The following is a 14,702-nucleotide window of genomic DNA, read 5'->3' as shown; positions in this document are numbered from 1 at the left end:
CAAAGCGTAAGAAGAAAAGAAAACTTTCTGTGAAAGAAGCTAGAAAGGTATTGACAAATGAAGAGGCACAGCGCTTAATTGATATGGACGAAGTTGCACAAGAAGCTGTTTACCGTACAGAACAGCTTGGCATTATTTTTATTGATGAAATTGACAAGATTGCCGGTAAACAGTCCGGGGGCGTTGATGTATCACGAGAAGGAGTGCAACGTGATATTCTTCCGATTGTGGAAGGGTCGACCGTTGTAACGAAATATGGCCCAGTTAAAACAGATCATGTTTTGTTTATTGCAGCTGGGGCATTTCATATGTCTAAACCTTCAGATCTAATACCAGAGTTGCAAGGTAGATTTCCGATTCGTGTGGAATTGTCAAAGCTAACAGTAGAAGATTTCGAAAGAATTTTAATCGAGCCGGATAATGCGCTTCTTAAGCAATATATTGCGTTGTTAGCTACAGAAGGTATAGAAATTGAATTTTCTGATAATGCTATTCGTAAAATTGCAGAACTTGCATATCAAGTAAACCAAGATACTGATAATATCGGAGCTCGAAGATTACACACCATTTTAGAAAAACTTCTGGAAGATTTATCGTTTGAAGCGTCTGAGATTACAATGAATAGAATAGTAATTACGCCTCAATACGTAGATGAAAAATTAGCATCTATTGTGAAAAACAAAGATGTCAGTCAGTTTATACTATAAAAATAAACAGGTGTCTCGTCCTGGTTTCCAAGTAATAGAAACGAATTGAATTTTGGGAGGAAAGAAGAATAATGGCACTATTAGAGAGAACTAGAAAAATTAATGCACTTCTGCAACAAACAGCGGGCAGACCTGTAAATTTTAGAGAAATGGCAGATACATTATGCGAGGTTATTGAAGCAAATGTGTTTATAGTGAGCCGTCGTGGCAAGTTATTAGGCTTCCAAGTTCACGAACAAATTGAAAATGATCGTATGAAAAAGATGTTTGCGGAACGTCAATTTCCTGAAGAATATACACAAAGTTTGTTTAATATAACAGAAACCTCTTCAAATATAGATATTAATAGTCCTTATACGGCTTTTCCTATTGAGAATAAAGATTTATTTCAAATGGGATTAACGACTATTGTTCCTATTGTTGGTGGTGGAGAACGGTTGGGAACATTAGTGTTGGCTCGTTTAACAGAGTCTTTTTCAAATGATGATTTAATTCTTGGCGAATATGGTGCTACTGTTGTTGGGATGGAAATTCTTCGTGAAAAAGCAGAAGAAATAGAAGAGGAAGCACGGAGTAAAGCCGTTGTACAAATGGCAATTAGTTCGTTATCATATAGCGAATTAGAAGCAATTGAACATATTTTTGATGAATTGAACGGAACAGAAGGACTTTTAGTAGCAAGTAAAATTGCTGACCGTGTAGGTATTACGCGGTCTGTTATCGTGAATGCACTTCGTAAACTTGAAAGTGCGGGCGTAATTGAATCTCGTTCTCTTGGTATGAAAGGAACGTACATTAAAGTATTAAATAATAAATTTTTGCTGGAATTAGAAAAGCTAAAATCAAACTAACTAAATGGTTGCAAGCTCCCTCTCTGGCATAGACAGAGAGGGTTTTTTAGTACATAGATGAAATCTAATGATTGAGATCTCTTCCGCCCATAAAGGCAAAAAGCGCCTTTTTGTGCGGAAAACTTCTGTCCTGCGTGGCTGAACCAGTCGATTTTGCTTTTCTGGGGTTGTCCAGCAAAACCGACTAGCCCCTCCGGTCAGAAAACCTCCGCCCATAAAGGCAAAAAGCGCCTTTTTGTGCGGAGAACTTCTGCCCTACGTGGCTGAACCAGTCGATTTTGCTTTTCTTTGTTACTATGTCTTGATTGTGATTTCTTGTTATGGTATAGTAGTCAATGGTGTGAATAACAACACACGTTCACTGATTTACATGTTGGTGCTGCTTATGCAGTTATGTGTAAAGTTGAAGTGGACGGAGGAGAAAAAAACCATTCAGGAGGAACTTTACATGTCAGTAATTTCAATGAAACAATTGCTTGAAGCAGGTGTTCACTTCGGTCACCAAACTCGCCGTTGGAACCCAAAAATGAAACGTTATATTTTCACAGAACGTAATGGTATCTACATCATCGACCTTCAAAAAACAGTTAAAAAGGTTGAGGAAGCATACAACACAATGAGAGAAATTGCATCAAACGGTGGTACTGTACTTTTTGTTGGTACGAAAAAACAAGCACAAGATGCTATTAAAGAAGAAGCACTTCGCGCTGGAATGTATTTCGTGAACCAACGTTGGTTGGGTGGAACATTAACAAATTTCCAAACTATCCAAAAACGTATTAAACGTTTAAAAGACATCGAAAGAATGCAAGAAGACGGCACATTTGATGTTCTTCCTAAAAAAGAAGTCGTTCAATTGAAAAAGGAATTAGAACGTCTTGAAAAATTCTTAGGCGGCATTAAGGATATGAAAGGTCTTCCAGATGCAATTTTCATAGTTGACCCTCGTAAAGAACGTATTGCTGTTGCAGAAGCTCGTAAATTGAACATTCCTTTAATTGGAATCGTTGATACAAACTGTGATCCAGATGAAATCGACCACGTAATCCCTGCTAATGACGACGCAATTCGCGCAGTCAAACTTCTTACTGGTAAAATGGCAGATGCAATCCTTGAAGCAAAACAAGGGGAAGAAACTGTTACTGCGTAAGATTTTAAAAAGGTGATAAGGGGTTATGCCTTTTATCACCTTTTTTTTAAAGATACAAACTACACCTTTTGAGGTGAAAAACTAGCTTTACTAATTAGAGCGATATCAGTGGGGACCCTTTTCGAAAAGAAAATTACGCCTTTTTGTGAAAGAAATCCTTGCTCTCGTGGAGTGCGCAAGCTGATTTCGCTTTTCGGTTATACATATAATTAGGAGGATGATGATAATGGCAGTTACAGCACAAATGGTAAAACAACTTCGTGAAACGACTGGCGCTGGTATGATGGATTGTAAAAAGGCGCTTACTGAAACAGATGGTGATATGGAAAAAGCAATTGATTTTCTTCGTGAAAAAGGTATTGCAAAGGCTGCAAAAAAAGCTGACCGTATTGCAGCTGAAGGGTTAACAAATATTGCAGTGGAAGGCAACAGCGCTGTTATTTTGGAAGTAAACTCTGAAACTGACTTCGTTGCAAAAAATGAAGGATTTCAAACGTTAACAAAAGAATTAGCTGCACATATTTTAGCAGCAAAACCAACTACAGTAGAAGAAGCGTTAGCTCAAACAATGGCTGGCGGTACAACAGTTGAAGAATATATCAATGCAGCAATCGCGAAAATTGGTGAAAAGTTAACACTTCGTCGTTTTGAGGTTCTTACAAAAGAAGATGGAGATGCATTTGGTGCATATCTTCACATGGGCGGCCGTATTGGCGTATTGACAGTTCTTGCTGGAACTACTGATGAAACAGTTGCAAAAGATGTTTCTATGCATGTTGCAGCTGTAAATCCAAAATATATCGATCGTAGTGCAGTTACAGAAGAAGAAATTGCACATGAACGTGAAGTATTAACACAACAAGCTTTAAACGAAGGTAAGCCAGAAAAAATCGTAGTGAAAATGGTTGAAGGTCGTCTTAGCAAGTTCTTCGAAGAAATTTGCTTAGTTGATCAGGCTTTCATTAAAGATCCAGATGTTAAAGTTGGAAAATTTGTTCAAGCTAAAGGTGCGACGGTAAAAACTTTCGTACGTTACAGTGTTGGTGAAGGCATTGAAAAACGTCAAGATAACTTTGCTGAAGAAGTAATGAGCCAAGTAAAAGGCAATAACTAATTTTGAATGGCAGAAGGGGACACTTCGTGTTCCCTTTTTTCGAATAGAGCACTGAACAGAAGAAAAGACGCTGTTATAGATGGCATTATTCAAGCAAATGGAGGTTCGTTATGAGTCAAGCAAAATACAAACGTGTTGTGTTAAAGCTTAGTGGAGAAGCTTTAGCTGGGGAGCGCGGTTTTGGAATAAATCCGTCCGTTATTATGTCGATTGCGAAACAAGTGAAGGAAATTGTCGAGCTTGATGTGGAAGTGGCTGTAGTAGTCGGCGGCGGAAACATTTGGAGAGGTAAAATAGGAAGTGAAATGGGTATGGACCGAGCAAGTGCTGATTACATGGGCATGCTTGCGACAGTTATGAATTCCCTTGCTCTTCAAGATAGCCTTGAAAGTTTAGGCATTCAAACACGCGTACAAACGTCTATTGAAATGCGTCAAGTGGCTGAACCGTACATTAGAAGAAAGGCTATTCGTCATTTAGAAAAGAAGCGAGTAGTGATTTTTGCTGCAGGTACTGGGAATCCTTATTTCTCCACAGATACGACTGCTGCGCTACGTGCAGCAGAAATTGAAGCCGACGTTATTTTAATGGCAAAAAACAATGTAGACGGAGTATATAGCGCAGACCCAACAATTGATGCAACTGCAACGAAATACGATACGTTAACGTATTTAGATGTTTTAAAAGAAGGGCTTGCTGTAATGGATTCTACTGCATCCTCTTTGTGCATGGATAACGATATTCCTTTAATCGTGTTCTCGGTTATGGAAGAAGGAAATATTAAGCGTACTGTTCTTGGTGAAAATATTGGAACAATTGTTAGGGGGAAATAATGATGGCTCAACAAATCATTAACGCTGCAAAAGAAAAGATGAACAAAGCGATTTCTTCTTATTCACGTGAATTAGGCACTGTTCGTGCTGGTCGTGCGAGTAGCTCGTTGTTAGAAAACGTAACAGTTGACTACTATGGTGCACCAACACCGATTATTCAACTAGCAAATATTACAGTACCTGAAGCGCGGTTACTGGTTATTCAGCCTTACGATAAGTCTATAATGGGCGATATTGAAAAGGCAATCTTAAAGTCTGATTTAGGATTAAATCCTTCAAATGATGGCACCATTATTCGCATTGCGTTTCCTGCTTTAACGGAAGAACGTCGTCGTGAACTTGTAAAAGTTGTAAAAAAATATGCTGAAGAAGCAAAAGTGGCTGTCCGTAATTTGCGCAGAGATGCAAACGATGATATGAAAAAACTTGAAAAAAATGGTGAAATAACCGAAGATGAATTAAGAGGTCATACAGATACGATCCAAAAAGAAACGGATAAGCATATTGCAAAAATCGATGAGATCTCAAAGAACAAAGAAAAAGAAATCCTTGAAGTTTAATGCGATAAACGCAGGGCCCTCTGTGTAAGGGGGCCTTTTTACACTTTTAAGGAATACCTGTGCTCGTGGAGGGTTTCAAACATGTTGAAGAAGCTATTCTTTCGAAAACAAAAGTCTGCATCGTTTGACCGGCTTGTGCAAGAGGCTAAAAATGGCTATATTCCCAAACATATTGCGATCATAATGGATGGAAATGGCCGGTGGGCTAAACAACGAGCCTTGCCTCGTGTAGCTGGACATCATGAGGGAATGAAAGTTGTTCGCAAAATTACAAAATTTGCGAGTGGAATCGGTGTAAACGTGTTAACGTTGTATGCATTTTCAACGGAAAACTGGAAGAGACCAAAGCAGGAAGTTGAATTTATTATGAAGCTTCCGCAAGAATTTTTAGGTGCATTTTTGCCTGAACTTGTAGAAGAAAATGTTCAAGTTCGTGTTATGGGTAAACGTGATAGACTACCTGAACATACACGTAAAGCAGTTGAAAATGCCATAGAAGCAACGAAACAGAATACGGGTTTAATATTAAACTTTGCTTTGAACTATGGAAGCCGCGATGAAATGGTTTACGGTATGCAAGAATTGGTTAGAGATAGTATTGAGGGAAAAGTCAATATCGATGATATTACAGAAGAATTATTTTCTGAGTATTTGATGACGAAAAGTCTACCAGATCCAGATTTGTTAATTCGTACAAGCGGTGAAGTGCGTATTAGTAATTTTATGCTATGGCAAATCGCTTATACAGAGTTATGGTTTTCCAATGTTTTTTGGCCGGATTTTACAGAAGAACACTTGCTAGAAGCTATTTTGGACTTCCAGAGGAGAGGAAGAAGATTTGGTGGCGTATAAAAAGTGAGGTGTTGCTGGTGAAACAGCGCGTAATTACAGCGGTCATTGCTGCTGCATTATTTATTCCGATTGTCTTCTACGGTGGAATTTCTTTCACCGTTTTAGTATATTTTCTCGCCTATGTTGGGCTTTATGAACTTATACATATGAAGAAGCTTCCAATCTTTTTTATTCCAACTATACTAACAGTAGCATTGCTAAGCTTCATTCTCGTTCCAAGTAGTTCGGCTTTTTTGTTTGATACAATGGGACTATCCAAAGTAGAAATGACGTTTGTCATTGTAATGCTCCTTTTAACATATACTGTGCTATCAAAGAATACGTTTACGTTTGATGATGCAGCCTTTCTACTTTTTGCAACACTTTATATTGGTATGGGTTTTTATTATTTACACGAAACAAGAATTGATGGACTACGCTATTTGTTTTACACATTGTTTGTTATTTGGGCTACGGATTCAGGTGCATATTTTATCGGACGAGCATTTGGTAAGCGAAAACTCTGGCCTGATATAAGTCCAAATAAAACAGTTGAAGGTGCAATTGGAGGCATTTTTTGTGCTGTTATTGTAGGACTCGTATATAATGGGTTTCAACAGGTAAATGATCATATTATCTATTTAATAGCTGTCACTGTATTGGTATCGATTTTTGGACAAATTGGCGATCTAGTGGAATCTGCGTTTAAACGTCATTATGGTGTAAAGGATTCTGGATATATATTACCCGGTCATGGGGGGATTTTAGATCGCTTAGATAGTCTATTATTCGTTTTGCCACTTTTACATTTTCTGCACTTTGTTTAAGGAGAGCGCAACCTATGAAAAAAATAAGTCTTTTAGGAGCAAGTGGTTCGATAGGAACACAAACAATTGATGTTATTCGAACGCATCCTGATCAATTCAAGCTTGTTGCCTTTTCGGTTGGTCAAAATATTGAATTTGCAGCAAAAATGATTGCAGAATTTTCTCCGAATATTGTTTCAGTTGGGCGTAAAGAAGACGCACAACGTTTGAAATTGTCTGCTAAAAACACAAAAATTGTATATGGGGCAGAAGGGCTTTTGGAAGTTGCTCTTGATAAGGAAGCAGATGTTGTGCTAACTGCTGTAGTTGGGAGCGTTGGACTTCTTCCAACACTTCGAGCTATTGAAGCAAAGAAAACAATTGCCATTGCAAATAAAGAGACGCTCGTGACAGCTGGACATATTGTGACAGAAGCTGCAAGAAAGAATGGAGTGTCACTACTTCCAGTAGATAGTGAACATTCGGCAATTTTTCAATGCTTGAAAGGGGAAAATCCGGAGAGGATTTCGAGATTAATTTTGACTGCTTCTGGAGGAAGCTTTCGGGATAAGACACGCGATGACCTTGCTCACGTTACAGTAGAAGATGCTTTGAGACATCCTAATTGGTCGATGGGTTCGAAAGTAACAATAGATTCTGCTACAATGATGAACAAAGGCTTAGAAGTGATAGAAGCGTATTGGCTATTTCAAATCCCTTATGAACAAATTGATGTTGTTCTACATAAAGAAAGTATCATTCATTCTATGGTAGAATTTACAGATCGAAGTGTAATGGCACAACTTGGTTCACCGGATATGAGAGTCCCAATTCAATATGCACTCACCCATCCAGATCGTCTCGCTCTGCCGGCAACAAAGCAGCTACATCTTTGGGAAATTGGGGAACTTCATTTTAGTAAAATGGATTTACAACGATTTAGGAGCTTAGGATTTGCGTTTGAAGCAGGAAAAACAGGTGGTAGTTTACCAACTGTTATGAATGCAGCCAATGAAATTGCTGTTGCTGCTTTTCTGCAAAAACGTATTAGCTTTTTAGCTATTGAAGATTTAGTTGAGAAAGCGATGCTTCGTCACACAGTAGTTAAGCATCCAACCCTCGAAGAAATTAGGGGAATTGATCAGGCTACAAGATCGTTTGTGATGGAACAAATTTAAAAAAGGTGGTTATGGAATTGAACACAGCGATTGCCTTTATTTTAGTTTTTGGTGCACTCGTCTTTTTCCATGAACTTGGTCATTTATATGTTGCGAAGCGATCTGGTATTTTGTGCCGTGAATTTGCAATTGGATTTGGGCCGAAGCTGTTTTCCTTTACGAAAAACGAAACGAAGTATACGATTCGTTTGCTTCCTCTGGGAGGCTACGTTCGCATGGCTGGTGAAGATCAAGAAACAATGGATTTGAAGCCAGGTACTAAAGTTGCGCTCGTAATGAACGAAAAGGAACAAGTTACAAAAATCGTTATGGACAACTACGAAAAGTATCCAAATGCTAGAGTGATCGAAGTGGAGCAAGCTGATTTAGAGCATGCTCTTACGATATCTGGGTATGAAGAATATGAATCAGAACTGCAAACATTCTCTGTTCATGAGAAAGCTTACTATGTTTCAGCGGGAGAAGAGCTTCAAATTGCACCGTTCAATCGTCAGTTCACTTCTAAAACGTTAGGACAACGTGCACTAACAATTTTTGCAGGTCCTGCCATGAACTTTGTATTAGCATTTTTTTTATTTGTTATCATCGGGCTTGTTCAAGGTATTCCAGTAGATAAGCCAATTATTGGTCAACTTGTACCAGATGGTGCGGGTCTTAGAGCTGGTTTGCAGCAAGGTGATGTTATTTCTTCAATTAATGGAACACAGATGACGACTTGGGCCGATGTTACAACGATCATTCGTAAAAATCCGGCCACTGAGTTGACTATGAAGCTACAACGAAATCAACAACCTGTTACCATTAAGGTAACGCCGACTGCTGAGAAGGAAGGAAACCAAGAAATTGGCAGATTAGGGGTATATCCACCAGTTGAAAAGTCATTCCTTGGGAGTATACAGCTTGGTTTTGAACAAACATACAAGTGGACAAAACTCATCTTCTTATCACTCGTACAGCTTGTAACTGGACAGTTTTCCATCAACGCCTTATCAGGTCCTGTTGGTATTTATAATTTAACAGGTAAGGTTGCTGAATCTGGTTTTATTAACTTACTTGGTTTAACGGCAGCTTTAAGTATTAATTTGGGGCTCTTTAATTTGTTGCCAATTCCTGCGTTGGATGGTGGGCGCCTTATGTTTTTCGTAGTAGAAGCACTACGTGGTAAACCAGTTGATCGACAAAAGGAAGGCTTGGTTACTTTTATTGGATTTGCACTTTTAATGCTATTGATGCTTGTCGTTACTTGGAACGATATTAAAAAGTTTTTTCTGTAATGAATTAAGGGCCATGTATTTGTTTGCACGGCTTACTAATAACGAGGTGGTACCAAATGAAACAGAGTTTAATGTTTAGCCCTACATTACGTGAAGTACCAGCAGATGCTGATGTAAAAAGCCATCAGCTACTACTGCGCGCAGGTTTTGTTCGTCAAAATGCCTCTGGTGTGTATAGTTTTTTACCATTGGGATTGAAAGTGTTACATAAAGTAGAACAGATTATTCGTGAAGAAATGGAGCAAGCAGGAGCTCTTGAGCTTCTTATGCCAGCATTACAAGCAGCCGAACTTTGGCAAGAATCAGGTCGATGGTATTCTTATGGACCTGAATTAATGCGCCTTAGGGACCGTAATGATCGTGAATTTGCTCTAGGAGCAACTCATGAGGAAACTATTACAGCTCTTCTACGGGATGAAGTGAAATCTTATAAGAAACTTCCACTTACCTTGTATCAAATTCAAACGAAATTCCGTGATGAAAAGCGTCCGCGTTTCGGTTTGTTACGTGGAAGAGAGTTTTTAATGAAAGATGCATATTCTTTTCATGCTTCTAAAGAAAGTTTGGATGAAGTCTATGCACGTATTTTTACAGCGTACAGTAATATTTTTCGACGCTGCGGCTTAAATTTCCGTGCCGTTATTGCAGACTCTGGTGCAATGGGAGGCAAGGATACACATGAATTCATGGTGCTTTCAGAAGTGGGCGAGGATACAATTGCTTATTCAAATGAATCAGATTATGCAGCAAACATCGAGATGGCTCCCGTTGTTGTAACGTATGAACGTACGGAAGGGCAACTGCCACTTGAAAAAGTTGAAACTCCAAATCAAAAAACAATCGCGCAGGTATCTGAATTTCTAAACATTGATGACAAACATTGCTTTAAGACGCTTGTATTTAAAGTGGATGATAAGTTGGTGCTTGTTCTTGTTCGAGGGGATCATGAAGTAAACGACGTGAAATTGAAGAATTTATACGGAGCTTCCGTTGTGGAACTAGCAGATGAACAAGAGGTAAGAAACCTAATGAATTGTTCAGTTGGATCACTTGGACCAATTGGTGTACCGGAAGATGTTGATGTCGTTGCTGACTTCGCCATTGAAGCTCTTGTAAATGGATGCTGTGGGGCAAATGAAGAAGGGGTTCACTATATTAACGTTAATCCAGAACGGGATTTTTCTGTAACACAATTCGCTGATATTCGTTTTATACAAGAAGGAGATCCATCTCCTGACGGCAAAGGAACGATTGTCTTTGCTAAAGGAATAGAGGTTGGACATGTGTTTAAGCTCGGAACACGATACAGTGAGGCGATGAGCGCAACCTACTTGGATGAAACTGGAAGAGAGCAGCCGATTATTATGGGATGCTATGGAATTGGGGTTTCTCGTACTGTTGCTGCCATAGCAGAGCAGTTTAATGATGAGCATGGTCTAAAATGGCCCGTTGCTGTAGCTCCGTTTACGGTTCATATTATTCCGGCTAATGTAAAAGTCGATGAACAACGTGAAAAAGCGGAAGAATTATATGATTCTTTACGAAAGCTTGGCTATGAAGTATTGCTAGATGATCGTAAAGAACGCGCTGGTGTAAAGTTTGCTGATGCTGACTTGTTTGGTATACCAGTCCGTGTAACCGTCGGTAAAAAAATTGGTGAAGGAATCGTAGAGGTAAAGTCTCGTCAAACAAATGAGTTAAATGAAATATCTCTTGAAGAACTTCCCACTTACATTGCATCTATATTAAAATAAGGTTAGACTGACCATATGAAATGCACATTGAAGATTTATTCATATGCACTATGGTCAATTTTATGAGGTGACGCAAAAGGGAATGATTTTCCCCCTTTTTCAGTCACCTTCTTCTTTTATCGTGTACTAGAGATAGGAGATACAAAACACAGGTAGTCGCTGTGTTTGAAGGGAGGATACGTCTTGACTATAGCAAAGGAACAGCAGGAACGTTTTCATATTTTACTTGAGCAGCTTGCGCTTCCTGAAACGTTAATTACAAATTATTTACAAGATGGTAGTCTGCAAAAACTTAGTGTTGATAAGAAGCAGAAAAGTTGGTGCTTTTACTTTTCCTTGCCAAGGATTATTCCAGCAAATGTTTATGAGTTACTAGAAAGACAGCTGATTACTTCTTTTTCTCACATCGCGGATGTTTCATTTCAAATTGAAACAAATGATTCACAATACACAGAGCAAGATATTCAGGCATATTGGCCTGTCTGCACAAATAAAATTTCTATCTCTCCCATGTTTGCATACTTGCGCAATCAAACACCGGCGATGCACGGAGTGAAGTTAGTTTTAACGGTAAAAAATGAATTAGAATCAATGACAATTAAAAAAAATTTAACGAAGCCAATTTGTGATCAATATGAAAGCTTCGGTTTTCCCCGCTTTCAGTTGGAAGCAGAAGTAGAGGAAAATATAGAAGAATTTCAAAAGTTTCAAGAAGAAAAGGAACAAGAAGATCGTAAAATTGTAAAGGAAGCAATTGAAGCGATGGATGAGGTTACGAAAAAAGGATTAAGTGATGAAACTAATGACAATCAGCCGCTTGTCATTGGACTTGTTATAAAACGTGAGGAAGAGATTACACCTCTTCACGAGATTCAAGAAGAAGAAAAACGAAAAACAGTTCAAGGTTATGTATTTGATGTTGAAACAAAGGAGCTTCGTAGCGGACGCACCTTGCTCACATTTAAAATAACGGATTATACCGATTCAATCATAGTGAAAATGTTCTCACGTGATAAAGAAGATATTCCAGCATTTCAACGTATGAAAAAAGGAATGTGGGTAAGAGCTCGTGGTTCATTTCAAAATGATACATTCCTTCGTGATCTTGTCATGATGGCTCATGATGTAAATGAATTAAAGGCTCCAGTGCGAATGGACACGGCGCCAGAGGGAGAAAAACGGATTGAGCTTCACCTTCATACGCCAATGAGTCAAATGGACGCGGTTACTCCAGTTTCTGCACTTGTTAGCCAAGCGGGTAAATGGGGACATCCAGCTATTGCCGTAACAGACCATGCTGTAGCTCAATCGTTTCCAGAAGCCTATTCGGCAGGGAAAAAGGCGGGCGTAAAGGTTATATACGGGGTTGAAGCCAACCTTGTGAATGATGGTGTACCTATTGCGTATAATGAAGTGCATCGCACGCTTGAGGGCGAAACGTATGTTGTATTTGACTTAGAAACAACAGGGCTTTCCGCTGTATATGACACAATTATTGAACTTGCCGCTGTAAAGGTTTACCAAGGAGAAGTCATTGATCGATTTGAGCGATTTGCGAATCCACATCATCCTTTATCGGCAACAACGATTGATTTAACAGGCATTACAGATGATATGGTAAAAGATGCACCAGATGTTGATGCGGTTTTACGTGATTTTGAGAAGTGGCGCGGTGATCACACGTTAGTTGCTCATAATGCACGATTTGATATGGGGTTTTTGCAAGTTGGATCTAAACGCTATGGTTTAGAAAAACCGATGAATCCCGTAATTGATACGTTAGAACTAGGAAGATTTTTATATCCTGAAATGAAAAATCATCGATTGAATACGTTGTGTAAAAAACTAGACGTTGAACTTCTTCAACATCACCGAGCAATTTATGATGCTGAGGCTACCGGTTATATGCTAGCGAAAATGCTTAAGGAAGTCCTTGCCAAGGATATTTTGTACCATGACCAATTGAATGATGGCATGGGACAAGGAGATTCTTACAAGCGGGGTCGACCTAATCACGTTACACTACTTGCAACCACACAGGATGGATTAAAAAATTTATATAAACTTGTTTCTTTATCCCACCTAAAATATTACTATCGTGTTCCTCGTATCCCGCGTTCTGTACTTAAAAAGTATCGAGAAGGTATTTTAGTTGGAACTGCATGTGATAAAGGGGAAGTATTTGAAGCTATGATGCAGAAGGCACCAGAAGAAGTAGAAGAACTTGCAGGGTTTTACGATTATATAGAAGTGATGCCTCCGTCCGTATTGAAGCATTTAATTGAGATGGAGCTCGTGCAAAATACTGGACAATTGCAGACTATACTATCAAATTTGGTTACCCTTGGGAAAAAATTAAATAAACCAGTGGTTGCTACAGGAAATGTTCATTACTTGAATCCAGAGGATGCTATTTATCGGAAAATTTTAGTGAATTCTCAGGGCGGTGCAAATCCGCTTAACCGTCATAAGTTACCTGCTGTTCATTTTCGCTCAACAAATGAAATGCTAGATGAATTTTCATTTTTAGGTGAAGATCTTGCCAAAGAAGTTGTAGTAACAAATACACATACGGTTGCTGACATGATAGGTGAAGTGAAGCCAGTTAAGGACGAACTTTATACTCCGCGTATCGAAGGGGCCGAAGAAGAAACGCGACAAATGAGCTATGAACGTGCGCGAAGTATTTATGGTGAAGAGCTTCCAGAGATTGTGGAAGCACGCCTTGAGAAGGAATTAAAAAGTATTATTGGACATGGATTTGCTGTTATTTATCTCATTGCGCATAAACTTGTTAAGAAATCGCTTGATGATGGATATTTAGTAGGTTCACGGGGATCGGTAGGATCTTCTCTCGTTGCTACTATGATGGAAATTACAGAAGTAAACGCACTGCCACCTCACTATGTATGTCCAAATTGTAAAAATTCCGAATTTTTCCATGATGGATCTGTTGGTTCAGGATTTGATTTACCGGATAAGGATTGCCCGAAGTGTGGAACTACGTATAAAAAAGATGGTCATGATATTCCATTTGAAACATTCTTAGGATTTAAAGGCGATAAAGTTCCAGATATTGATTTAAATTTTTCCGGGGAATATCAGCCCCGCGCCCATAACTATACGAAGGTATTATTCGGAGAAGATTATGTATACAGAGCAGGAACGATTGGCACAGTTGCAGATAAGACGGCATTTGGGTATGTAAAAGGTTACGCTGCCGATAATAATATACAGATGCGAACCGCTGAGGTTGAACGGCTTGCAATGGGGTGTACCGGTGTGAAAAGAACGACAGGTCAGCATCCAGGCGGTATTATTGTTGTTCCGGACTATATGGACATTTTTGACTTTACACCAATCCAATTTCCAGCTGATGATGTCGATGCAGAATGGAGAACTACTCATTTCGATTTCCATTCAATTCATGATAATGTCCTAAAACTAGATATACTTGGGCATGATGATCCGACTGTGATTCGGATGCTACAAGACTTAAGTGGTATCGATCCGAAAACCATTCCTACGGATGATCCAGAAGTCATGAAAATTTTTTCTACAACCGAGTCAATTGGAGTTACACCAGAGCAAATTAATTGTAAAACGGGCACACTTGGCATTCCTGAGTTTGGTACAAAGTTTGT

General features: G+C 39.0%; 12 protein-coding genes. All 12 read left to right on the top strand.

The genetic code is table 11. From position 1 onward, the window contains the following. Positions 1-707: HslU--HslV peptidase ATPase subunit (gene hslU, locus AC11ZT_RS06150; protein ID WP_484058757.1), on the top strand; the 707-nt coding region annotated here is incomplete at its 5' end. 71 nt (positions 708-778) lie between these two features. Next, positions 779-1,558 (top strand): GTP-sensing pleiotropic transcriptional regulator CodY, encoded by a 780-nt coding sequence (codY, locus tag AC11ZT_RS06145; RefSeq protein WP_484058756.1) that lies wholly within the window; start codon positions 779-781, stop codon positions 1,556-1,558. A 448-nt stretch (positions 1,559-2,006) separates the two neighbouring features. Further along, a complete protein-coding gene (gene rpsB, locus AC11ZT_RS06140; RefSeq protein WP_379967278.1) occupies positions 2,007-2,708 on the top strand; it encodes a 30S ribosomal protein S2 in 702 nt (233 codons plus the stop codon). 226 nt (positions 2,709-2,934) lie between these two features. Continuing rightward, positions 2,935-3,822, top strand: coding sequence for a translation elongation factor Ts (gene tsf / locus AC11ZT_RS06135; protein WP_484058755.1), 888 nt, complete (start codon positions 2,935-2,937; stop codon positions 3,820-3,822). 110 nt (positions 3,823-3,932) lie between these two features. After that, positions 3,933-4,655, top strand: coding sequence for a UMP kinase (pyrH, locus tag AC11ZT_RS06130; protein WP_484058754.1), 723 nt, complete (start codon positions 3,933-3,935; stop codon positions 4,653-4,655). Positions 4,656-4,657: 2 nt separating this feature from the next. Further along, the gene (gene frr / locus AC11ZT_RS06125) at positions 4,658-5,215 is read left to right on the top strand and encodes a ribosome recycling factor (RefSeq protein ID WP_484058753.1); all 558 of its coding nucleotides are present in this window, start codon (positions 4,658-4,660) and stop codon (positions 5,213-5,215) included. A gap of 81 nt (positions 5,216-5,296) precedes the next feature. Next, positions 5,297-6,067, top strand: coding sequence for an isoprenyl transferase (locus AC11ZT_RS06120; RefSeq protein WP_484058752.1), 771 nt, complete (start codon positions 5,297-5,299; stop codon positions 6,065-6,067). Positions 6,068-6,084: 17 nt separating this feature from the next. After that, on the top strand, positions 6,085-6,873 hold the full coding sequence (locus AC11ZT_RS06115) for a phosphatidate cytidylyltransferase (protein ID WP_484058751.1): 789 nt from the start codon (positions 6,085-6,087) through the stop codon (positions 6,871-6,873). A gap of 14 nt (positions 6,874-6,887) precedes the next feature. Then, positions 6,888-8,030 (top strand): 1-deoxy-D-xylulose-5-phosphate reductoisomerase, encoded by a 1,143-nt coding sequence (locus tag AC11ZT_RS06110; RefSeq protein ID WP_484058750.1) that lies wholly within the window; start codon positions 6,888-6,890, stop codon positions 8,028-8,030. 17 nt (positions 8,031-8,047) lie between these two features. After that, a complete protein-coding gene (gene rseP, locus AC11ZT_RS06105) occupies positions 8,048-9,304 on the top strand; it encodes an RIP metalloprotease RseP (RefSeq protein ID WP_484058749.1) in 1,257 nt (418 codons plus the stop codon). Positions 9,305-9,360: 56 nt separating this feature from the next. Then, positions 9,361-11,058: a proline--tRNA ligase gene (locus AC11ZT_RS06100; RefSeq protein ID WP_484058748.1), complete on the top strand. Its 1,698-nt coding sequence runs from the start codon at positions 9,361-9,363 to the stop codon at positions 11,056-11,058. A gap of 183 nt (positions 11,059-11,241) precedes the next feature. Further along, on the top strand, positions 11,242-14,702 hold a 3,461-nt coding region (locus AC11ZT_RS06095; RefSeq protein WP_484058747.1), incomplete at its 3' end, for a PolC-type DNA polymerase III.

Source organism: Ectobacillus sp. (assembly GCF_056992975.1).
This window is presented reverse-complemented; position numbering and strand designations above follow the sequence as displayed.

Bases quoted from the DNA above. Each gene is read 5' to 3' on its own strand.
- codY (WP_484058756.1), top strand. From the start codon at position 779: ATGGCACTATTAGAGAGAACTAGAAAAATTAATGCACTTCTGCAACAA.
- rpsB (WP_379967278.1), top strand. From the start codon at position 2,007: ATGTCAGTAATTTCAATGAAACAATTGCTTGAAGCAGGTGTTCACTTC.
- tsf (WP_484058755.1), top strand. From the start codon at position 2,935: ATGGCAGTTACAGCACAAATGGTAAAACAACTTCGTGAAACGACTGGC.
- pyrH (WP_484058754.1), top strand. From the start codon at position 3,933: ATGAGTCAAGCAAAATACAAACGTGTTGTGTTAAAGCTTAGTGGAGAA.
- frr (WP_484058753.1), top strand. From the start codon at position 4,658: ATGGCTCAACAAATCATTAACGCTGCAAAAGAAAAGATGAACAAAGCG.
- AC11ZT_RS06120 (WP_484058752.1), top strand. From the start codon at position 5,297: ATGTTGAAGAAGCTATTCTTTCGAAAACAAAAGTCTGCATCGTTTGAC.
- AC11ZT_RS06110 (WP_484058750.1), top strand. From the start codon at position 6,888: ATGAAAAAAATAAGTCTTTTAGGAGCAAGTGGTTCGATAGGAACACAA.
- AC11ZT_RS06100 (WP_484058748.1), top strand. From the start codon at position 9,361: ATGAAACAGAGTTTAATGTTTAGCCCTACATTACGTGAAGTACCAGCA.